General features: G+C 32.8%; 22 protein-coding genes. 20 read left to right on the forward strand and 2 right to left on the reverse strand.

Annotated elements, in window-relative coordinates:
- Positions 1-1504, forward strand: a 1504-nt coding sequence (locus ACZYT4_RS12715) for an NAD(P)H-hydrate dehydratase (RefSeq protein WP_463786371.1), incomplete at its 5' end; no start/stop codon positions are given.
- On the opposite strand, the gene pgeF is transcribed toward ACZYT4_RS12715, so the two are convergent.
- The gene (gene pgeF / locus ACZYT4_RS12720; RefSeq protein ID WP_463786374.1) at positions 1487-2245 is read right to left on the reverse strand and encodes a peptidoglycan editing factor PgeF; all 759 of its coding nucleotides are present in this window, start codon (positions 2243-2245) and stop codon (positions 1487-1489) included. The two genes, ACZYT4_RS12715 and pgeF, sit on opposite strands and share 18 nt — an antisense overlap.
- 70 nt (positions 2246-2315) lie before the next feature.
- Between pgeF and ACZYT4_RS12725 the strand changes: the two genes are divergently transcribed.
- Positions 2316-2606 carry a hypothetical protein gene (locus ACZYT4_RS12725; protein ID WP_463786376.1) on the forward strand — a complete coding sequence of 97 codons (291 nt, stop codon included), beginning with the start codon at positions 2316-2318 and terminating at the stop codon, positions 2604-2606.
- On the opposite strand, the gene ACZYT4_RS12730 is transcribed toward ACZYT4_RS12725, so the two are convergent.
- Positions 2578-4218, reverse strand: a complete 1641-nt coding sequence (locus ACZYT4_RS12730) for an Rqc2 family fibronectin-binding protein (RefSeq protein WP_463786379.1) — start codon at positions 4216-4218, stop codon at positions 2578-2580. The genes ACZYT4_RS12725 and ACZYT4_RS12730 overlap by 29 nt on opposite strands.
- A gap of 81 nt (positions 4219-4299) precedes the next feature.
- Here ACZYT4_RS12730 and gmk point away from each other — a divergent pair, with 81 nt between their 5' ends.
- The 18 genes from gmk to deoC form a co-directional block, all read left to right on the forward strand.
- Complete coding sequence (gene gmk, locus ACZYT4_RS12735) at positions 4300-4872, forward strand: guanylate kinase (RefSeq protein ID WP_463786381.1); 573 nt, start codon at positions 4300-4302, stop codon at positions 4870-4872.
- A gap of 90 nt (positions 4873-4962) precedes the next feature.
- On the forward strand, positions 4963-5166 hold the full coding sequence (locus tag ACZYT4_RS12740) for a hypothetical protein (protein ID WP_463786383.1): 204 nt from the start codon (positions 4963-4965) through the stop codon (positions 5164-5166).
- 3 nt (positions 5167-5169) lie between these two features.
- Complete coding sequence (locus ACZYT4_RS12745) at positions 5170-5595, forward strand: cytidine deaminase family protein (RefSeq protein ID WP_463786385.1); 426 nt, start codon at positions 5170-5172, stop codon at positions 5593-5595.
- 112 nt (positions 5596-5707) lie between these two features.
- Entirely contained in the window at positions 5708-7894 is a 2187-nt protein-coding gene (gene priA / locus ACZYT4_RS12750) for a replication restart helicase PriA (RefSeq protein ID WP_463786387.1), read from the forward strand.
- Positions 7895-7896: 2 nt separating this feature from the next.
- Positions 7897-9144: a 16S rRNA (cytosine(967)-C(5))-methyltransferase RsmB gene (gene rsmB / locus ACZYT4_RS12755; RefSeq protein ID WP_463786389.1), complete on the forward strand. Its 1248-nt coding sequence runs from the start codon at positions 7897-7899 to the stop codon at positions 9142-9144.
- A 4-nt stretch (positions 9145-9148) separates the two neighbouring features.
- On the forward strand, positions 9149-10198 hold the full coding sequence (gene rlmN / locus ACZYT4_RS12760) for a dual-specificity RNA methyltransferase RlmN (protein WP_463786391.1): 1050 nt from the start codon (positions 9149-9151) through the stop codon (positions 10196-10198).
- On the forward strand, positions 10176-10916 hold the full coding sequence (locus tag ACZYT4_RS12765) for a Stp1/IreP family PP2C-type Ser/Thr phosphatase (protein ID WP_463786394.1): 741 nt from the start codon (positions 10176-10178) through the stop codon (positions 10914-10916). The genes rlmN and ACZYT4_RS12765 overlap by 23 nt, the downstream gene beginning before the upstream one ends.
- On the forward strand, positions 10913-12724 hold the full coding sequence (pknB, locus tag ACZYT4_RS12770; protein ID WP_463786396.1) for a Stk1 family PASTA domain-containing Ser/Thr kinase: 1812 nt from the start codon (positions 10913-10915) through the stop codon (positions 12722-12724). The genes ACZYT4_RS12765 and pknB overlap by 4 nt, the downstream gene beginning before the upstream one ends.
- 12 nt (positions 12725-12736) lie before the next feature.
- Entirely contained in the window at positions 12737-13612 is an 876-nt protein-coding gene (gene rsgA / locus ACZYT4_RS12775; protein WP_463786398.1) for a ribosome small subunit-dependent GTPase A, read from the forward strand.
- Entirely contained in the window at positions 13605-14249 is a 645-nt protein-coding gene (rpe, locus tag ACZYT4_RS12780) for a ribulose-phosphate 3-epimerase (RefSeq protein ID WP_463786400.1), read from the forward strand. The genes rsgA and rpe overlap by 8 nt, the downstream gene beginning before the upstream one ends.
- Positions 14246-14839 (forward strand): thiamine diphosphokinase, encoded by a 594-nt coding sequence (locus ACZYT4_RS12785; RefSeq protein ID WP_463786403.1) that lies wholly within the window; start codon positions 14246-14248, stop codon positions 14837-14839. Before rpe ends, ACZYT4_RS12785 begins: the two co-directional genes overlap by 4 nt.
- 21 nt (positions 14840-14860) lie before the next feature.
- A complete protein-coding gene (locus ACZYT4_RS12790) occupies positions 14861-15757 on the forward strand; it encodes a DegV family protein (protein ID WP_463786405.1) in 897 nt (298 codons plus the stop codon).
- Positions 15758-15882: 125 nt separating this feature from the next.
- Positions 15883-18453: an ATP-dependent Clp protease ATP-binding subunit gene (locus ACZYT4_RS12795; protein ID WP_463786407.1), complete on the forward strand. Its 2571-nt coding sequence runs from the start codon at positions 15883-15885 to the stop codon at positions 18451-18453.
- A 116-nt stretch (positions 18454-18569) separates the two neighbouring features.
- On the forward strand, positions 18570-19316 hold the full coding sequence (locus ACZYT4_RS12800; protein WP_463786409.1) for an RsmE family RNA methyltransferase: 747 nt from the start codon (positions 18570-18572) through the stop codon (positions 19314-19316).
- Positions 19304-20074, forward strand: coding sequence for a hypothetical protein (locus ACZYT4_RS12805; protein ID WP_463786413.1), 771 nt, complete (start codon positions 19304-19306; stop codon positions 20072-20074). Before ACZYT4_RS12800 ends, ACZYT4_RS12805 begins: the two co-directional genes overlap by 13 nt.
- A gap of 11 nt (positions 20075-20085) precedes the next feature.
- Positions 20086-21393 carry a tRNA (N(6)-L-threonylcarbamoyladenosine(37)-C(2))-methylthiotransferase MtaB gene (gene mtaB / locus ACZYT4_RS12810; protein WP_463786416.1) on the forward strand — a complete coding sequence of 436 codons (1308 nt, stop codon included), beginning with the start codon at positions 20086-20088 and terminating at the stop codon, positions 21391-21393.
- On the forward strand, positions 21380-22852 hold the full coding sequence (locus tag ACZYT4_RS12815; RefSeq protein ID WP_463786418.1) for a UDP-N-acetylmuramoyl-L-alanyl-D-glutamate--2,6-diaminopimelate ligase: 1473 nt from the start codon (positions 21380-21382) through the stop codon (positions 22850-22852). The genes mtaB and ACZYT4_RS12815 overlap by 14 nt, the downstream gene beginning before the upstream one ends.
- The coding region (gene deoC, locus ACZYT4_RS12820) for a deoxyribose-phosphate aldolase (protein ID WP_463786420.1) at positions 22833-23304 on the forward strand (472 nt) is incomplete at its 3' end. The genes ACZYT4_RS12815 and deoC, both read left to right, overlap by 20 nt.

Below are 23304 nucleotides of genomic sequence, written 5' to 3' on the forward strand. Positions count from 1 at the left end.
GGATATGTATATTGGTAGTCAACAATTAATGAAAAAATATGATGAATGTTTATTAAAACATGGGTATACAATAGAAGAGTTGGTTGATAAAGCAAGTGATTGCTTATTAAAACATATAGATGGCAAATCATTAAGCATTGTATGTGGTCCAGGAAATAATGGTGCTGATGGTTTATCTTTAGCTATAAAATTGTATCAGCAAGGGCAACATGTGAAAGTCTTTATATTTGAAGATCATGAACATCTTTCTCAAGCCAACGCTTATTATCTACAGAAATGTTATGATTTATCTATAGAAGTTTATCATTTTCAAGCAGAAAATCTAGATCAGACATTAGAACATATGAAAACGTCTGACACCATTGTGGATGCCATGTTTGGTTTTGGATTAAATAGCTCTCCAAGAGGGCTCTATCAGGGTGTTATTGAGGGAATTAATCAGTTTTATGATAAAGAAGTTATTGCGGTTGATATTCCAACAGGACTTGACTGTAATAGTGGAAAGCCATATCAAAGTGTTGTCAGTGCAACGAAGACAATTACTTTAAGTGCATTAAAGAATGGTTTTTTGAATCCTGATAGTCAATATTTTACAGGTGAAGTGATAGTAGAAAAACTCGATTTAGAAGATGTCAGTGAAGAAGCAGGACTGTATCAACTAGCCGATGAAGAATATGTCTCTTTCATTTTAAAAGATAGGATATTTGATGGCTATAAGGGAACTTATGGACATACATGCCTAATTACAGGGAGTCCAGAGTATAAAGGAGCCGCGCTATTAAGTGCTAAAAGCTGTGTCTACAGTGGAAGTGGCATTACAACTGTGATGAGTGTACCTGAGGTCATCCAATCTTTAACACATTTCTGCCCTGAAGCGACTGCTGTTATAAGAGCACCTATTTTATTAAAAGAAGACTTGGCTAAATATGATGCACTTCTTATTGGCTGTGGGTTAGGACAGAGTTTAGAAAGCTATCGCTATGTTATAGATGTGTTAGAAAAAACTAGTCAGCCTCTGGTGATAGACGCAGATGCTTTAACGATTTTATCGGCTCATATTGATTTATTGAAAACACAAAAGCGTGATATCATCTTAACACCACATTTGGGTGAGTTCAGACGCTTATGTGATTTTAAAGACGATGATGATATGCTGGTTGTTGCTAGAGATTTTGCTTTGAAATATCACGTTGTCCTTGTTTTAAAAGGGCCTTATACAATTGTGACCAATGGTTATGAGTCCTATCGTATTTTTTCGGGAAATAAAGCAATGGCAACAGGAGGTATGGGAGACGTTTTGGCGGGGATGATTACAAGTTTTGTAGGACAGGGATATAGTGCTTTACAGGCTGCCATGTTAGGTGTTTTCATCCATGGTTATGCTGGAGATCATCTAGCTGAAACTGCTTATACAGTGATTCCTTCAAAACTGATTGACTATATTCCAACAGCTATGCATGAGATAATAAAAAGTAACCAGCAAAGGTTACTTAAGAGAAATTAATGTGATTTGACGATGAGGACTTTTATCTCGACGATAGGAGAAGAAAAGGTCCTCATTTTCTATTGTACAATATGGAGAAATAGTTATGTTCTGTTTAGGCACACGAAGCTGAAGAAGTTGTTGTTGAATCAGTTCTTTATGATTTAATAGATAAGCACCATCTTCTTTTTTGGTATAAAAAGAGTGCGTATCAAAAGACATGTTTTTAACCAAATCAATAATATCATCTCTGGCTTCAAAATTTCTCTGTTCAATGGAAGGACCTATATAGGCATACATTTGTTCAGGTTGACATTGCTCATGTGAAATAAGATGATGGGCAACTTTTCCAACAATTTCGCCAACTGTTCCTTTCCATCCAGAATGGATGGCAGCCACAATTTTTTGGTCACGACAATATAATAAAACGGGACAACAGTCAGCATGAAAAGTCCAAAGCCACAAATGCTTATCACGTGTATACATGGCATCATAACCTTGAAAGGCATCATCTTTGCTCAGCATACCTCTACCGCCATCTTGCAAGCTGACTTTAATAAAGTTTGTTGTGTGTTGCTGTAGTGTTGCAACCATATGTGATAAGTCGGTATTTAATGTTTGAGCAAGTTGTTGACGATTGACTAAAACTTGCTTGTCATCGATACCGTTATAACTCATATTCATCAGACGATGTTTTTCGTCATAAGCACATGTGGTATATGCTGAAATTTCATCAAAACAATTCCACTCAATTAATTTCATGATTAAACTCCTTTCATTTGCCCTACCTCTTTTCTTTGTTTCACATACAATATAGTGAAGGAGGGATATTATGTTTCAACAATCTTGCGGTTGCCAAAATATGAATTCATGCCAGGGTCAAATGGCCTATGGAAATTCAATGAATTTTGGAAATGTCAATGGTTGTCCTAGACCACAGCCATTGGTAGCTCCTAGAAGAGTTTGCATAACAAACCAAGTTACACCAGTTGAGCAACCGGTCATTTGTCCAATTGAATGCCGTCGTGTCAACCATTGTATGTATTATCCAGTATTTTATCCTGTATATGAACAAACTTTTATGAATGCTTCATCTATGAATTCATCTTGTTCATGTCGTTAAAAATGGTTTCATCAGGATCAATATAAATCGTTGAATAATGTGAAAGTATGACTTGGCCAGGCTTACCACCTTGCATTTTTTTCAAATTTCTGACAAGAGTGTAATTCACAGGAACTGAAGAACTGTGTTTACCTTTAGAAAAATATGCAGCAATTTTGCTGGCTAGACGAATAGTATATTCATCTAAATTTTCACTATGCACAACAACATGGCTTCCAGGCATATCTTTAACATGAAACCACATATCGTTTTTTGAAGCTATTTTAAAGGTAAGATAATCGTTTTGCAGATTATTCTTGCCTACATATATTTTAATGTTATCTTTTGTCAGATAAGTTTCTATATGTAGTTTTTTAGGACGATGAACTTGTTTTGCTTTTTTCTTTTTAAGATAACCTAAATTTTCTAGTTCTTCTTTAATTTCTAAAGCATCATAGTAAGAAGCGTTTTCCATCATAGTCATAAGCGTATCAAAATAATGAATTTCATCTTCAGTGATTTTCATTTGTTCTTGGAGATGTGATAACGCTTTTTTTGCTTTTTGGTATTTTGCATAATATTTATTGGCATTGGTTTTACCATCATATCTTTCATCAAGTTCAATAGTGATCATTGTCCCATCATAATAATTTTCAACTGTTACTTCTTTTTGACCTTTTGTGATGAGATTCAAATTAGCGAATAATAAATCTCCCTTAATACGTAAATCATCACTATTTTGTGATTCAAAGTATGTTTGTTTCAATTTATTTAATTTACTGACATTTCTTTGATATTCATTGTGAATAAATTTTCCTAAATCAGAAGTCTGTTGTTTAATGCGATCTTTTTCATCAATTAAATGATAATGTTCATCTAATCCATCAAATAAAGAATAAACCTGATAGTCACATTGTAGATGTGTCAATGGAATCACATGGAAATATTCTTTGTCCTGATATTGATGAATGTATAAATTGTGCGAGTTTTGAATTTGAAGCATAATATCTTCAAATTTTTCTTGATGTTCTAAACGATATAAGACTTCTCTAGATAATTCAGGAGAGAATCCCTGATATGTTTTTGTCAGATTATCGGTTTCTATCCATCCATCAATAAATGGATTTTTCTTAGGGATAAGTGGTGGTTTTTGATAAATTGCACCAGGTTGTAAAATACGTGAACTCATAGAAGGAGAAACACGTTTTAAACAATCAATAATTTTATTGTTATCATGAGTTATAATAGTGTTTGAATGTTTACCCATGATTTCAATATAAACATGATATTTCACTGTATCCTTAAGTTCATTAACACCAATGAATTCAATATCTACAATACGATCTAATCCAACTTGTGAAATACGTTCAATATAAGCACCTTCCAGATGTTTCCTTAAAAGCATGGTCAATGCATTAGGAGTTGCTGGAGTTGGATAATTGAGATGTGTCAATTGAATTCTTGCATAAACTGGATGTATAGAAATCAATAGTTTGACATTTTCTCTTTGAGAACGAATATGAAATAAAAGTTCATATTGTGAAATTTGATATATTTTATTAATTCTTCCTCGTGTGATTTGATTTTGAAGTTGTTCAACAACACGAGATAACATCATTCCATCATAAGCCATATTTTATCACCGATAAATAGTATAACATATTTCAAAAAGAATTGACATTAAAGTTACATTCATGTAACATTGTTTCAAAGGATGGTGGAGAGATTGAAAAAAGGGCTTTTGATTATTTTGAGTGGGCCAAGTGGTGTTGGGAAAGGAACGGTTCGTCAGGAGTTGTTTAAAGATGAAAGTTTGAATCTAGCTTATTCAATATCAATGACAACACGTAAGCCTCGTCCTAATGAAAAAGATGGTGTAGATTACTTTTTTGTGAGTGAAGAGACATTTAAAGAAAAGATTGAAAATGGAGAATTATTGGAATATGCCAAATTTGTAGGAAATTACTATGGTACTCCTCAGTTTCATGTGGAAGAATTATTGAATGAAGGGAAAAATGTTGTTTTAGAAATTGAAGTACAGGGCGCTTTACAGGTTATGGCCAAATGTCCTCATGCATTAACAATATTTTTAGTACCTCCATCACTTGAAGAACTAGAACGTCGTATTCGTGGTCGTCGTACAGAAGAGGAAAGTATTGTTCAGGAAAGACTTGCTAAGGCGAGAAAAGAAATTGCAACAAAAGATGAATATAAATATGTTGTAGAAAATGATGATGTTGTTGCAGCAAAAGAAAGAATCGCAGAAATTATTAAAGAAAATTTATAAAGCACCATATGGTGTTTTTTTTGTTGATGAAAAGATATAGACTTCCCTTGATGCGTATGCCATAATAAATGGTATAAGGAGGGTGTTTTGATGAAGAAAAATCAATGTTGTCCAAAATGTCAAAGTCAAGATATTCTTTTTGTTTCATCGAATGGTGTTTTGAAACGTAATGCTTACCATGATGTGATTACAGATTATCGTAAACTTAAGGTTGAACAATATATTTGTAAAAAATGTGGTTATATGGAATCATATGTGAGAGATCAGGATCTGGAGAAATTGGAGAAAATGTAGGTTATGGATATTTGGGAAAAATTATATTTGAAAGCTAAAGAAGAATATCATCCTCAGGAGGTATCACCTTTTATCTATGCACATCATGTTGTTTGTGCATTAGAAGCAGAAAATGGTGATATTTATACAGGCTTCTGTATAGAAAGCTGTAGTGGTGTTATGGATTTATGTGCTGAAAGAGTTGCAGCCCTTCATATGTATATGAAAAGTGGGCAGACAGTTGTCAAAAGAATGATTGCATTTCGAGCTCAACCTCCATATGGTGGAGGAAGTGGAATGCCTTGTGGTGCCTGTCGTGAATTTTTTATGCAGTTGAATAAGAAAAATGAAGACATGGAAATTATGGTTAATTTTGATACACGAGAAACAATCACATTAAAAGAGCTGATTCCTTCATGGTGGGGTGAAGAACGTTATCAGACAAAATAATAGAAATATATATGAGCAGTCATTATTGACTGTTTTTCATTTCCATAAGAATGAATGAGTTGTTTTAAAAAGTTTTGATTTATGATAAAATAAAGCAATAGGTGGTGAAGATATGTACATTGTCAAAGTGCTTGTAGAACATCCTGTTCATTCACTGGATACTACATTTGATTATTTAAGTCATAAGAAATTAATGGTAGGTATTCGTGTTTGGATTCGTTTTGGATATCAGAAAATTATAGGTTATGTAGAAGCAATAGAGGAAACTTCTCTATCACAAGAAGAACTTGAAAAAAAAGCTGGATTTCAATATCAATATATTTTGAAAGTCATTGATGAAGAGCCTTTATTAAATGAGGAACTTCAGAATTTGGCTCATCAGTTATCCAAAATGACTTTATCTCCACGTATTTCGTGTTTGCAGGCGATGCTGCCAACACAACTTAAACCTGGCACTCATCAAGCGGTAGGTATCAAAAAACAATTGGCTGTACAAGTCATATCTCATCATCAGGCAAAAACAACAAAACAGCAGGAATGTTTAGAATATTTAGATCAACATCCTGATATCTTATTGAAAGATATACCATATAGTCGAGGATTATTAAACAATCTTGAAAAACAAGGCTTAATTCAAATTTATGAAAAAGAAGTTTATCGTCAGCCTTTTTCTCTTCAGCATGAATATCAACCTGTGCAACTCACGGATGATCAAAAAAAGGTTGTGGATGGTATATTGGCACATCAAGGAAGAGTTGCCTTATTGCATGGTGTGACTGGTTCTGGGAAAACAGAGGTTTATCTGACTTTGGCAGCACATTATATTCATCACAATCAATCAGTGATGATGCTGGTGCCAGAAATTTCTTTAACGCCCATGATGGTTGAAGTGTTTAGACAGCGTTTTGGCAATCAGGTTGCTATTTTACATTCACGTTTATCACAGGGAGAAAAATATGATGAATATCGACGTATTAAACGTCAGGAAGTGAAAGTTGTTGTAGGGGCGAGATCAGCCGTTTTTGCACCTTTAGAGAATATTGGTCTGATTATTCTTGATGAAGAGCATGATGCCAGTTATAAACAGGAATCAAAGCCTCGTTATCTGACCTCACAAATTGCCAAAATGAGAGGCAAGACACATCATGCCAGTGTGGTTTTAGGAAGTGCAACACCTTCTCTTGAAAGCTATGCACGTGCGATGAAAGGAGTATATGATTTATATGAATTGCCACATCGCATTAATCAAAAACCATTACCCAAAGTAGAAATTGTTGATATGATTCAAGAAACGAGGCATCGTAATTATTCTTTATTTTCTCGTCAAATGAGAAAAAGCATTCAGACAACCTTAGATAAAGGAGAACAAATCATACTTTTGTTGAATAAGAGAGGTTATGCCACTTATGTGCAATGCCAGGATTGTGGAGAGGTTTTAAAATGTCCTCATTGTGATGTCACTTTAACAGATCATCGTAGTGAACATAAATTAAAATGTCATTATTGTGAATATATGATAGATTATCCTCGAGTTTGTCCTCATTGTGGTTCAACACATTTAAAGAGTATTGGATATGGGACACAGAAAATTGAAGAAGAAATAGAAAAGACTTTTGTGGGAGCAAAAGTGATTCGTTATGATGTGGACACAACACGTCAGAAAAATGGACATTTAAAGCTACTAGAAAAATTTAGAAAAAAAGAAGGCAATATATTGCTAGGAACACAAATGATTGCAAAGGGATTGGATTTTGAAGATGTGACTTTTGTAGGTGTTCTAAATGCTGATTTAAGTTTGAATATTCCTGACTTTCGTGCTAGTGAACGAACATTTCAGTTATTATGTCAGGTTTCAGGGCGAAGTGGCAGGGGACATAAACAAGGACATGTCATTATTCAAACCTATAATCCTGATCATTATGCTATTACATGTGCAGCTCATCATGACTATAAGACTTTTTTTTATCAGGAAATGAAATATCGTCAAAAGGCAAAATATCCACCATATTGTCATATGGTCAGTATCTTGATTCAATCACCACATGAGAATTTGATTCATCAGGTTGCTTTGGATGTGAAAAATTATTTGTTATCTCATAGTCAGCAAACAATTGTTTTAGGTCCTGCTAAAAGTACAATCTATAAAATGCAAGATATTTATCGTGAACGCATACTGGTGAAATTTTTGCATTCTCAAGATATATATGATGCATTGAATGTTATGAATGATTATTATAATAAACAACAAAAAGGAAAGGTAAGAGTCGTTTGTGATTTTAATCCGTACTCACAGATATAATTATGGAAAGAGAACTTGCATTAGAAATTTTATTAAAATATAAACAAAATCAAAGTTATTTAAATTTAACCCTTAACACTTATTTTCAACGTTATGATTTAACAAGACAACAAAAAGATTTCATCACAAGAGTTGTCTATGGGACAGTACAAAATTTATTGCTTTTAGAATATATTTTAAAACCACATATACAAGGTCGTGTAAAGACTTATGAAAAAATGCTTTTGTTGATGAGCCTTTATCAGCATGAAAAAATGGATGCTATTCCAGATTATGCTATTATTAATGAGGCTGTGGAACTCGCCAAGAGAAAAAAAGGAAAAAAGACGGCTAATTTTATTCATGCTGTATTGCAGAATGTTTTTCAATCTTCATATTCTTTTGATGGTTTATCCAAAGAAGAAAAACTATCTATTGAAACGAGTCATCCCTTATGGCTAGTAAAGATGTTAAGCAAGCAGTATGGATTTGAAGAAACATCTCAGATTTTTTATGCCTTTCATGAAGTTCCCTCTCATTGTGCAAGAGTGAATACGCTTTTATCTACAAAAGAAGATATTCTCAAAAATCCTCAATGGACAGCAGCCCAATTATCGCCGGATGGACTTTATTATACAGGGCATCATATCGCCTCAACGGATGAATTTGTACATGGATATGTCACGATTCAGGATGAATCAAGTCAATTAGTAGCACGTCTTTTAAATCCAAAAGAGAATGATTATGTTTTAGATATGTGTAGTGCCCCTGGTAGCAAGACCTCTCATTTGGCAATGTTGATGAATAATAAAGGAAAAATCGAAGCTTATGATTTATATGAACATAAAATGAATTTGGTTAAACAACAATTAGAACGTTTGCATGTGAAAAATGTTCAAACCCATGTTCATGATTCTACTTTGTTAAAAGACATTTATCCACCTTTGACATTTGATAAAATATTATGTGATGCACCTTGTAGTGGTTTAGGTGTTTTAGCAAGAAAACCAGAAATTAAATATCAAGATAGTTCAGCTATGGATGAAATTATGATTATCCAGGAAAAATTATTGGAAAATGCATATTTTTTATTGAAAAAAGGTGGTAATATTGTATATAGTACTTGTACAATCAATAAAAAAGAAAATGAAAAACAAATAGCAAAATTCATAACTAAATATCCTGATATGAAAAAAAGAAAAGAATTAACAATTTTGCCTTATCAGTATCATAGTGATGGCTTTTATATGTGTTTGTTGGAAAAGGAATGAAAATATGAAATCAATTTATGATTATACTCAAGAGCAGATGATTGAGGAATTCTTACAGTTTGGTGAGAAGAAGTTTAGAGCAACCCAAGTTTTTGAATGGCTTTATCGCCAAAATGTACAATCCTTTGATCAGATGAATAATCTTTCAATGGCTTTAAGAGAAAAATTAGCAGATTTTTATGACATTGGACCTTTAAAGATTGAAGAAAAACAAGTTTCAAAAGATGATACAATCAAATATCTTTTAAAGCTTAAAGATGGAGGCTTTATAGAAACTGTATTAATGATTCATGATTACGGAAGAAGTTTATGCGTAACCAGTCAGCTAGGATGTAATATGGGATGTCGTTTTTGTGCGAGTGGTCTTTTAAAAAAACAAAGAAATCTCACGGCTGGGGAAATGGTTAATCAGATTTTAACAGTGATGCATGATACAGGGGAACGTGTGAGTCATGTTGTTGTTATGGGAACTGGAGAACCATTTGATAACTATGATGCTGTTATGGACTTTGTACGTATCATCAATCATCCTAAGGGATTGGCCATTGGTGCGCGTCATATTACGATTTCAACTTGTGGATTGTGTGAGCAAATTGAAAAATATGCACATGAAGGTATTCAAAGTAATCTGGCTATTTCTTTACATGCACCTAATGATGAAATCAGAAATCAGCTGATGCCAATTAATAAACGTTATCCAATGGATGTGTTAAGAAAAACACTTGAAAACTATATTCAAAAAACAAATCGTCGTGTTACTTTTGAATATATACTTTTAAAAGGAGTCAATGACGAACTTAAGCATGCCAGACAGCTTGCCCATTATATGAGAGGGTTGAATGCATATGTGAATCTGATTCCATATAATGCTGTTGATGAGCATGGATATCAGCAATCTAGTATGAAAGATGTTGAAGCATTTAAAAACGAATTATTACGTTTAAAAATCAATGTGACTTTACGTAAGGAACATGGACGAGATATTGATGGGGCATGTGGTCAACTGCGTGCCAAGAAAGTAGGTGATAAGCATGTTGATCATAACAAAAAGTGATATTGGATGTGTCAGAAAAGTCAATCAGGATTATGTACGTTTTCATCAAAAGAGTGAGCATGAAGGTTTAGTTGTTCTCTGTGATGGAATGGGTGGACATAAGGCTGGTGAAATTGCCTCACAAATGGTTTGTGATGATATTATTGAAAGTTATCAAAATATATCATCATTTCATGATCATGATGATATAAAAAACTGGATTATGGCTTCTATTGAGCATGCTCATCAAAAAGTCCAACTCAAAAGTCATGAATCTCCGGAATATGAAGGTATGGGAACAACCATAGCTTTAGTTCTTTGTGTTGATGATATGGTTTATATTTCACATGTTGGAGATTCTCGTGTCTATTGGATGAATAATGGATTGGAACAATTAACAAAAGATGATACTTTAGTGAATGTTCTTGTTGATTCTGGGACTATATCTCAGGCCGAAGCAAAAATTCATCCTCAAAAAAATATTCTTTTACAGGCTGTTGGAGTCAGTGATAGTTTAAATCCGTCATTTCTTGAAAAACAGATCGAAAATGGTTTCTTATTAGTGTGTTCAGATGGATTATATAATTCATTAAGTGATGAACAAATTGTTCAGATTCTGTGTTCTCAAGAAGATATTCAAAAGAAATCCTGTCAATTAATTGAAACAGCAAAGCAATATGGAGGACAGGACAATATTAGTTTTGCACTTATATCTACAAAAGGAGTTGTTCATTTATGAGTCAAATCAATAAAATCATTGCTGGACGATACCAATTAACAAAATTAATTGGTCAGGGTGGAATGGCTGATGTGTATGAAGCTGAAGATTTGATATTAAAAAGAACGGTTGCTGTGAAAATTATGCGTTCTTCACTCACAGGTGATCCTGTGTATGTTACGCGTTTTCATCGTGAAGCAAGTGCTGCAGCAGCCTTATCACATAAAAATATTGTGAAAATCTATGATGTTGGTGATGAAAATGATGATTATTATATTGTCATGGAATATGTGCCTGGACAAACCTTAAAAGAATTAATTCATAAGCGAGGAGCTTTGCATTATGTAGAAGCTGTTGATATTATGAAACAGGTTGTCAGTGCAACAGCTAAAGCACATTCTATTGGTATTATTCATCGTGATTTAAAACCACAAAATATCATGGTTACAGATAGTGGTGTTGTTAAAATTGGAGATTTTGGAATTGCCTCTATTCAATCCTTATCTCAAGTCACGCAAACAGATACAATCATGGGGTCTTTGCATTATTTGGCACCAGAAATTGCACGTGGGGAAAAAGCTACAGCACAAAGTGATATTTATGCTTTAGGAATTGTTTTTTATGAACTTTTAAGAGGAGAAGTTCCTTTTAATGGAGAATCACCTGTTAATATTGCTTTAAAACATATGAGGGATGAAATTCCATCAGTACGTAGTTTTAATCCATCTATTCCTCAATCTGTTGAAAATATTATTATCAAAGCTACTGCCAAAAATATAAAAGATCGTTATTTGAGTGCTTCAGAAATGTTAGATGATTTAAATCATTGTTTAGATGCTGAACACCTCAATGATGAAAAAATTTCATTTGTTTATGAAGAAGACGATGATTTAGCAACTATAGTTGCTGAAGATAAAGATTTCTTTACACAGTCTCAACCTCATTTACCAGTTGATGAAACTGAAGATGAAAATGAGAAACCTAAACGTTCCAAGAAAAAGATGATGTTGATTATCGGTGGTAGCATTATTGCAGCGTTAGTTGTTTTATTGGCGATTTACTTCTTATTTCTTCAACCGGCACAGTCATTTGAAATGCCAGATGTTGTGAATTTGAAAGAGGAAGAAGCAATAACATTACTAGAACAACAGGAATTGAAGGTTGCTGATCATATTACTTATGAGTTAAGTGATACAGTAGAAGATGGAATTGTTATTGAAAGTGATCCAGTTGCGAAAACAATGGTTAAAAAAGGTGATGAAGTGAGTCTTGTGGTTTCATCAGGAAAATACATTGTTATTGAAGATTATGTTGGGAAAAGTTATGATACAGTGGCTGCTGAACTTGAAGAATTAGGTTTTGAAGTGAATCAGGAAAGTCGTATTGATGAATCTTCAAAAGGGACTATTCTTGAACAGTCTTTGGAAGAAGGAGAAAAAGTTGATCCTAATAGTACAAATAAAACAATTACGTTTGTTGTTTCGCAAGGTTATCAGGCTGAAGTTCCAAATGTATATGGACAAGACATTACAAAAGCAAAAAGTATTTTAGAAGATGCCGGGTTTGTTGTAAAGTTAAGTGTTTTAGATCCTCCAACTTCGGTAGAAGAGATTAAAACAATGAAAATTAATGTTGTTGAAAGACAATCTCTTGATGCTTTTACAACTGTTTATAAAAAGGGTGAGGAAATTACATTGTATTATTATAATACAAAGCCAGAAATTCCTGAGACACCAACAGAAAACAATAATACGAACAATACAACGACTACACCAAGTACCGATACACCTGCAAATTCTCAACCAACAACAGAAACTCCAACACAATAAGGTAGGTAAAAAATGAAAAAAGGACAAATTATCAAATCGTTATCAGGATTTTATTATGTAGAATCACAGGGAAAGGTTTATCAGTGTAGAGCTAGAGGAAAATTTAGAAAAGATGAATTAAAGCCGTTAGTAGGTGATTATTGTGAGTTTTCTATTGAAAATCAAGATGAGGGTTATATTTTTCAAATCATGCCCCGTCAAAATAGTCTCGTAAGACCACCTATTGCAAATGTTGATCAGGCTTTGCTTGTATTTTCTGCTAAAGAACCTGATATGAATACTTTGCTGTTAGATCGTTTTCTTATCTTAATTGAGCATGAAAATATTTATCCTGTTATTTGTGTGTCTAAAATAGATTTGGTAGATGAAGAGACAATCAAAAGAATCATGTCTCCTTATGAAGAGGCAGGTTATCAGGTTTTATATGTCAGTTCAAAGCAGAATTATGGTGTTGAAGATATTAAGCTGCTTTTTAAAGATAAGATTACAGTTGTAACGGGACAAAGTGGTGTCGGAAAATCTAGTCTTTTGAATGCTTTAGATATTCACTTAAAGATTGAAACAAATGAGATTTCTAAAGCCTTAGGTCGAGGAAAACATACGACGAGACATGTTGAACTTTTGAAAATGTATGAAGGCTATGTTGCAGATACACCAGGCTTTTCATCTTTGGATCTGTATATCGAACCGGTTGATTTGGCCAAAAGCTATCATGATTTTGCAGAGCTTTCATCACAGTGTAAATTTAGAGGATGTTTACATGAAAGTGAACCACATTGTGCAGTCAAAGAGGCTGTTCATGATGGAAGGATTTCTTTAGAAAGATATGAACATTATTTAACGTTTTTAAAAGAAAGTAAATTATTAAAGGAGAAAAAATATGGTTAAGGTTGCACCATCAGTATTATCAGCAAATTTTGCAGAATTAAAAAAAGATTTGGATTCTATAAAAGAATGTGGAGCTAATTGGATTCATTATGATGTTATGGATGGACATTTTGTTCCTAATATTTCATTTGGTTATAGTATTTTAAATGATATTTCCAAGGTAAGTGATTTATATTTAGATGTACATTTAATGATTACAAATCCCATGAAATATGTTGATGAATTTATAAAAGCACATGCATCATCTATAACTGCTCACATAGAAGCATTCGAAAATGAAGAGTCTGTAAGAGAATTTATTCATCATGTGAAAGCTCAACATGTTCAAGTAGGATTAAGTGTCAAACCAGCTACACCTATAGAAGCTATTGAAAAATATTTAGATGAACTCGATTTGGTACTGGTTATGAGTGTTGAACCTGGCTTTGGTGGACAGAAATTTCAGGAACAGGCCATTGAAAAGATTCAACAATTAAAACAATTACATCAAAATCGTTCTTATTTGATTGAAGTTGATGGTGGCATTAATGCTGAAACTGGAAAGTTATGTAAAGATGCAGGTGTTGATGTTCTAGTTGCTGGAAGTTATGTTTTCCAAGCACCTGATAGAAAGGAAGCTATTAATCAATTAAAATGAAAATAGGTATTTATTGTAGTATAGATGTAGGAACTGTTAAAGATTTGTCGGTGGACTATATTGGTGTTGACCAAGGGGTTATTCATTTATATCATCAAGGGATTATTCCTATCTTAGCTATTGGTGATATGGATTCTATTGAAGATGAACAGATTCTTCAACATTTAAGTATTCAGCGCTTTTCTAGTATTAAAGATGATACGGATACTGCTCTTGCGATTCAATATGCATGCAAGCAGGGATATGATGAGATTGATTTGTATGGTGTGACACATAAACGTATAGATCATTTCATGGCGATACTCTGCTTATTGGAAAAATATCAAAACATCAAAATAACAGTTTATGATGAGTGGAACAAAATCTATGTTTTACAGCCAGGGGAACATAAAATCATGAAAGAAGACTATCATTACTTTTCAGTATTTGCTTTTGATGAAAGTATAATCAGTTTAAAAGAATGTCATTATCCACTTCATCATTACCATTTAAAACGAGATGATCCGTTATGCGTATCCAATCAAATGAATGAGGATCATGCTATTATCAAAACCACACAGCCTATTCTTTTGATACAATCAAAATCATAATGTAAGAAGGGAGGAATGGATATGTACCAGATTATTTCAGATGGTTCATGTGATTTAGAGCAAGCAATTATTGAAAAGTATAATCTTCAAGTTGTTCCGTTTTATATAACAATTGACGGTCAACATTATCAAAAAGAAAAAGAAGATATTCATGTTCATGACTTTTATCAATATATGGTTGATCATAAAGAAGTCTTTCCTAAAACGTCTATGCCATCTATTGAGGATTATATAAAAGTTTTTACAAATGTTTTAAATCAACAGCAAGATATTATCTGTATATGTATTACAACAAAATTTTCAGGGTCTTATAATAGTGCCATGAATGCAAAACAAATGTTGGAAGAGCAATACCCTAATCAAAAAATAACCGTGATAGATGCAACAGTGAATACAGTTTTACAGGGATTACTTGTGATTGAAGCGGCTCAAATGAAAGAGGCTGGATACACTTACGAAGATGTTGTGTCAAAAATAGAGGAAATCAAATCAACAGGGCGTATTTTCTTTACGGTTGGCAATTTTGAATATTTGATTCATGGAGGACGTATAGGTAAAGTGGCTGGTGTTGCTGCGAAAACACTTGGTATTAGACCATTAATAGTGCTGCATGATGGTGAAATCTTTGCGATGGGAGTGACACGTGGTCGAGAAAAATCGAAAAAGAAAGTCCTAGACTATACGATCAAATATTTTAAAGATAACCATTTATCTCCATCTGATTATCGACTTTGTGTCGGTTATGGCTATGATAGGGAAGAAGGAGAAAAATTCAAAGAAAGTCTAAACAATCTTTTGATGCAGGAATTCCCTGGTTTTCATGAACCTATCTTGATACAACAGATTGGAGCAACCATTGGTGTACATACAGGGCCTTATCCAATAGGAGTAGGAATATTAAAAAAATATGATCTTTAGGAATTACTTCCTAAAGATTTTTTTGTAAAAAATGAAAATTTAGCACTCTGGTGTTGACAGTGCCAGAAAAAGTGGTATACTATAGTTAGCACTTGGAGATAATGAGTGCTAAAGGAGTGAGAAAGATGAATATAGAAAAATGGACAACTGCTATGCAGGAAGCTTTGCAAAAAGCTATGCAGCAAACTTTAGCAATGTCTTCTCAGGTTGTTGATATAGAAGACTTTTTATTAGCGTTATTAGATGATACCGGCGGTATTTTATACCGTGTACTGACAAAAGCAAACGTAGATATTCAACAGCTGACGACTTTTTTAAGAAATAAGCAACAACAAAAACCAAGAGTTGATGGTGTTGATGAGTCTCAGTTAAGAATATCATATGATTTAAATCAATTGTTGATAAAAGCTCAAAAAGTTATGAATGATTATAAAGATGAATATACAAGTGTTGAACATTTGATTATGGCAATGTTTGAAGTACAATCAACTTTTGTTCAGGATTTAATTCGTCAATATCATTTAAATAAAAAAGAAATAGAAAAAATTATTAAAGAAATGAGAGGTGGTCATATGGTGAATAATCCTCAACCAGAAAATCAATATGAAGTTTTAACAAAATATGGTCGTGATTTGATTCAAGATGTGAAAGATGGGAAATTAGATCCTGTGATTGGACGTGATGAAGAGATTAGACGTGTTATACAAATTTTATCACGTAAAACAAAAAACAACCCAATACTTATTGGTGAACCAGGTGTTGGTAAAACAGCGATTGTTGAAGGATTGGCTTGGCGTATTTTTAAAAATGACGTTCCTGTCAGTCTGCAAAATAAAACGCTTTATGAATTGGATTTAGGAGCATTAGTAGCCGGAGCTAAATATCGTGGAGAATTTGAAGAAAGATTAAAAGCTGTTTTAAATGAAATTAAAAAATCCGAAGGAAATATCATCTTATTTATTGATGAAATTCATCAGCTTGTTGGAGCTGGAAAAACTGATGGTGCTATGGATGCAGCTAACTTATTAAAACCAATGTTAGCCCGTGGTGAACTTCATTGTATTGGTGCGACAACATTAGATGAATATCGTATGTATATTGAAAAAGATGCGGCTTTAGAAAGACGTTTCCAAAAAGTACAAGTAGAAGAACCAGATACTGATGATACGATTGCTATTTTACGTGGTTTAAAAGATAGTTTTGAATCTCATCATGGTGTTCAAATTACAGATAGTGCTATTGTTGCAGCAGTGAATATGAGTGAACGTTATATTACAGATCGTTTCTTACCAGATAAAGCGATTGATTTAATTGATGAAGCATGTGCTTCTGTACGTATGGAAATTGACTCATTGCCAGAAGAACTAGATGTTATTACCAGAGAAAAAAATCGTTTAGAAATGGAACGTATTTCTATTGAAAAAGAAGATAAGAATGAAGATAATGAAAAACGATTGAATGAAATTAAAAGTCGTATTGCCTCTTTAGATGAGCAAGTCACTGGTTTAACAGATAAATGGAAAGAAGAAAAGAAAGCTTTAGATCATATTAAAGAACTTAAAGATCAAAAAGTTAGATATGAAGCTCTTAAAGATAAATATGAAACAGAAGGTAATTTGGAAGAAGCTTCAAAAATCAAGTATGAAACATTACCAAGAATTAATAAAGAAATCTCTGATTATCAGTCTCAAGAATCAGAAGATGCTTTACTGCAGGAAAAAGTTAATGTCGATACAGTGAGTGAAGTGATTGCCAGATGGACAGGTATTCCAATTCACAAATTAATGGAATCTGAAAGAGAAAAATTATTACATCTTGATGATACGTTAAGAAAAAGAGTTATTGGTCAAGATGAAGCTATTGAAAAAATTTGTGATGCTATTTTAAGATCACGTGCTGGAATCAACGATGAAAATCGTCCTATTGGATCATTTATGTTCCTTGGTCCAACAGGTGTTGGTAAGACAGAAGTTGCCAAAAGTCTAGCAGAACAATTATTTGATAGTGAAAAGAATATTGTCCGTATTGATATGAGTGAATATATGGAAAAATTCAGTGTTTCTCGTTTGTTAGGAGCACCTCCAGGTTATGTTGGATATGAAGAAGGTGGACAATTAACGGAAGCAGTGAGACGTGCTCCATATAGTATTGTCTTGCTTGATGAAATCGAAAAAGCACATCCAGAAGTCTTCAATGTTTTACTTCAAGTCTTAGATGATGGTCGTATTACTGATTCTAAAGGTAATGTTGTTAGCTTCAAAAATACAATCATTATTATGACATCTAATATTGGTTCACAATATTTACTTCAAGGAAATAATGAAGAAACAAGAAGTGAAGTTGAAAATGAATTAAAAACACATTTCAAACCAGAATTTTTAAATCGTATTGATGAAATTGTTATGTTTAATTCATTAGATCATCAGGTTGTTTATAAAATCATTGATAAATTTATTGCACAGCTTTCTCATCGTCTTGAACAACAAAATATTACAGTTCAAGTCAGTGATACAGCCAAAGAAGAAATTGCCAATGAAGGTTTTGATCCAACATTTGGGGCAAGACCACTTAAACGTTTCATTCAAGGACATATTGAAACTTTAGTTGCAAAAGAAATGATTAAAGGCAATATTAAAAAAGATGATTCTATTTTGATAGATTATCAGAATCAACAATTTGTTATTCAAAAAATGTAAAAATAGAGATTAGTAATGTCAAAGTTACTAATCTTTTTTGTTTATCTCTTCTTGGGTAAAATTGTTTTTCTTTTTATCTTCGATAAAATGTGATAGAATAGCCAAAGGAGGAAGTTATGCAAAGATATTTTATCAGTTCAGAAAATATAAATGGATCGTTTATTCATGTGGATTCCTATAATCATAAACATATGCAACGTGTTATGCGTTATCGTAATGGTCAAGAAGTGATTTGTATTTTGCCGGATCAGCATGTATATATATATGAAATTATTGATATTGAAAAAGGAATACTTCAACAAAAACAAGAAATTATTGAAAACAATGAATTAGATGTTCAAGTGACTTTGATATATGGATTACCTAAAAATGATAAATTTGAATGGGTTTTACAAAAAGCAACAGAATTAGGTGTTGCAAGAATTATTCCTTTTCTTTCACAAAGAAGTATTATTAAAACAGATAAGCAGACGTTTGAGAAAAAAAGAGAACGTTATTTACGTATTTTAAAGGAAGCTAGTGAACAATCTTGTCGCCAGATTGTGCCAGAGTTGACGCCTTTAGTAAAGATTGATGAGCTTACTCAATATCTTTCAGATGTCAATGTAGTGGCTTATGAAGAAGAAAGTAAAAATGGTGAACATTCAGTATTTGCTAAAACACTGAAACAGGATTATCACACCATCACAATCATTGTGGGTCCTGAAGGTGGGTTTGATGAAAATGAAATAGAAAAAATGAAGTCATATGGAATTCGACCTTGTTCTTTAGGAAAAAGAATTTTAAGAAGTGAAACAGCACCATTATATATGTTAAGTGTTATTGGATTTAGTAGGGAGTTGATGGCATCATGGGATTTATAGAGCATCTTAATAAAATAGGAAAGGATATACCGATTTCTAAAACAAAATTATATCAGGATATTGAAACTCATCAGCCTTTTTTAGAAAAAATGGGTTTATCAGGAAAAATAAAAACGGATTTTGATTTATTCGCTTATGAAATTATATATCGAGGTTTATTGACGCAAAATCAGATTGAAAATATTTATGAAGGTTTCTTAAATCAGCACTATGATTTATTAGATTATCTGAATTATGATGAAAAGCAGAAAATGTTTAATAATGATATTGCAGAACTTTTAAAAACAGCACCTCATTTTGAAGATGCACAAAGTCAGGTGACTATATATATCCCGTACTTGGAACCTTTTGTCAATCAGAGATATACTCATGATTATCAGATGCTTTTATTGAAACAGCATCGTGAATATATTCAAAATTTTAAAGTTACTTTACAGACTCCCATAGAGATGTATGGATATTCTCTTTTCCGTAGTGCATTTTCTTCTTTGCAAAACGTCTATGAAGATCATAGACATATTTGTCTATACTTTGATCAACTGAAAACTATCTATATTTTCAAAAAAGAAAACCATGAATTTTTAAATAAAGTGATTATTCAGGACGAAAAAGCAAATAAAGATGTTTGTTTAGATGATGTCAAGGCTATTGCCTATGATATTGAAAGTTATCAATATAGTGAGTGTCTGGAAAAATTAAAAGATTTAGAATATATTTCTTTAAAAAATTATAAGAAAATAGCAAAAAAATATAAATAGAAAGGAATTTTATGAAAACAGTTGCGTTTTTAACTTTAGGATGTAAAGTCAATACATATGAGTCTGAAGCTATGTTAAAGCTTTTTCATGATGCAGGATATGAAGCAGTAGATTTTAAGGAAAAAGCAGACGTTTATGTTATTAATACATGTACAGTCACAAATACGGGAGACTCTAAATCACGTCAGATGATTCGTAAAGCAATTCGACAAAATGCACAGGCAACAGTATGTGTTGTTGGTTGTTATAGTCAGGTCGCAAGTGAAGAAGTGGCTCAAATAGAAGGGGTTGGCGTAGTATTAGGAACTCAATTTAGAAATCGTATCGTAGAATTTGTGGAAGAATATCAGCGTACGCATCAAACAGTTATTCATGTTGCGGATGTCATGAAACTCAGTCGTTTTGAAGATTTAGATATTGATGAGTTTACGAGAAATACGAGAGCTTTTTTGAAAATACAGGATGGTTGTAATAATTTTTGTACCTATTGTATTATTCCTTATGCTAGAGGACGTATTCGTTCACGAGATAAAGAAAGTGTATTGAAGCAGGCACAAAAACTGGTTAATCATGGTTTTGTAGAAATTGTTTTGACAGGTATTCATACAGCGGGGTATGGTCAGGATTTTGATGATTATAGTTTTTATGATTTATTGGTTGATTTAACAACACAAATCAAGGGATTGAAAAGATTAAGAATTTCTTCTATTGAAATGAGCCAGATTTCACATGAAATTATTGATCTGATTGCAAAATCACCTATTATTGTTGATCATCTGCATATTCCTATCCAATCAGGATGTGATAAAATTCTTAAAAAGATGAATCGTCATTATACAACAGCTGAATTTGCTGAAAAACTTTTTGAATTAAAAGAAAAACTCCCATCTCTTTCCATTACAACGGATGTCATTGTTGGTTTCCCAGGGGAGACAGATGAGGATTTTCAAAAGACTTATCAGTGGATCAAGGATATGCATTTTAATCAATTACATGTTTTCCCATATTCACCACGTCAGGGAACACCAGCAGCCAAAATGAAAGATCAAATTAATGGGAAAATAAAGCATGAGCGTGTGAAATCATTAATGGATTTGTCTCATAAATTACAAAGTGAATTTGCACAGCAACAGATTGGACGTGTTTTAGAAGTCTTAATAGAAGAAAAAGAAGATGACTATATGGTAGGACATGCATCCAATTATTTAAAAGTCAAGACAAAATTACCACTTGATTCTATTGGTCATATATATCGTATTCGTATTGAGCAATGTGATGATACTGTATTGATAGGAAGTGTAATTGATGAAAAGAATTAATGAATTGTTTCCAGTGGATGAAGATTTTAAAATCAATTCTATTCATAGTGATTCAAGATATGTTGGAAAAGATTCTATTTTCTTTTGTGTTGATGGTTTGAGTGTTGATGGACATAAATATATTGAAGATGCTATTTTTCAAGGTGCTAAATGTATTGTTTATTCTAAGCCATTAACTTATAAACATAAAGATGTGTTATACATTAAAGTTGATAATGTATTAGATGAATTGAATCGTGTGGCAGATTTGTTTTATGATCATCCCAGTCATAAAATGACGGTTATTGGTGTGACTGGTTCAAGTGGGAAAACTATTGTTGCATTGATGATTAAAGATATATTATCGAAATTTTTAAAAATGGGATATATTGGAACCAATAACATTGAATATGCGGGTATTATTGAGCAATGCCCTTATACAACACCAGAAACCATCTTTTTACAAAGGCATCTCAATGATATGGTGAAAAAAGATGTCAAAGGAGTAACGCTTGAAGTCTCAAGTCATGGATTAGCTTTAAAAAGGGTAGATGGGGTGCATTTTGATATTGCTATTTTTACTAATGTCTATGAGGAACACCTTGATTTTCATGGAACTATGGAACATCTGATGGCCTCAAAAGCAAAATTATTTTCCATGTTAGATGAGAAAGGTTATGCTATTTTAAATACTGACGAAGTTCGTTTTTATACGCTTGTTAAAGATCAATTAAATTGTCATGTGTTAACTTATGGAATTGAACATAAATCAGATGTTATGGCTAGAAATATAGAGCTTTTTATTGATCATAGTGAATTTGACTTGCAGATACATGATGAACTGAGACATGTTTCTGTGCCGGTTCTTGCGCGTTTTAATATTTCTAATGTTCTAGCAGTGGTCACGACCTTACTAGCTTTAGAAATACCTGTTTTGCAAATTATTGAAATGATTGAAAATGTTCATGGTGTTGATGGGCGTATGGAATTATTAAAACATCCGTATCCATTTCATGTTATTGTAGATTATTGCCAGCACGTAAAAAGTTATGAGAAAGTTTTCCAATTTGCTCAACAAGTCAAAACAAATGGTCGTATTATAGCTGTTTTTGGAGCACCAGGGAAGAAAAATTATAACAAGCGACAAAAAATTGGAAAACTAGCAAATCAATATTGTGATCAGGTTATTTTAACCGCTGAAGATAATCGTGATGAGGATATTCAGGATATATGCTTGGATATTCAAAAATATATTGAAAAGCCCGTGAGTGTTATCATAGAAGATCGTCGCATTGCGATAGAGCAGGCTATTGAAATTGCCAATCGTGGTGACATCATTTTGATTCTGGGTAAAGGTCATGAACAATTTATGGCATCGGCAGTTGGAAATAATCCTTATCCAGGAGATAAATACGTAGCTTTAGAGGCTATTGATAAAATTTTTAAAGGAGATGAAGATAATGGAGAAGAAATTGAATAAGTATATTGATCATACTTTATTAAAACCAGATGCAACAAAACAACAGATTACAAAATTATGTGAAGAGGCTATTCAATATGATTTTGCGTCAGTTTGTGTTAATCCTGCATGGATTTCTTATTGTGCAAAATATTTAAAAGAAAGTTCAGTACGTGTATGTACCGTGATTGGTTTTCCTTTAGGAGCAACAACATCTGCTGTTAAAGCATTTGAAACACAGGAAGCTATTCGTCAGGGAGCTGATGAGGTAGATATGGTTATCAATATAGGAGCTTTAAAAAGTGGTGATACAGAAACTGTCTATCAGGATATATTAGCTGTTGTTCGCGCTAGTGAAGGGCATTGCGTGAAAGTAATTATAGAGACTTGTCTATTAACTGATGAAGAAAAAATCAAAGCATGTCAGCTTGCAGTTCAAGCAGGAGCAACATTTGTAAAAACATCGACAGGAT

The organism is Massilimicrobiota sp. mt181, assembly GCF_055420065.1.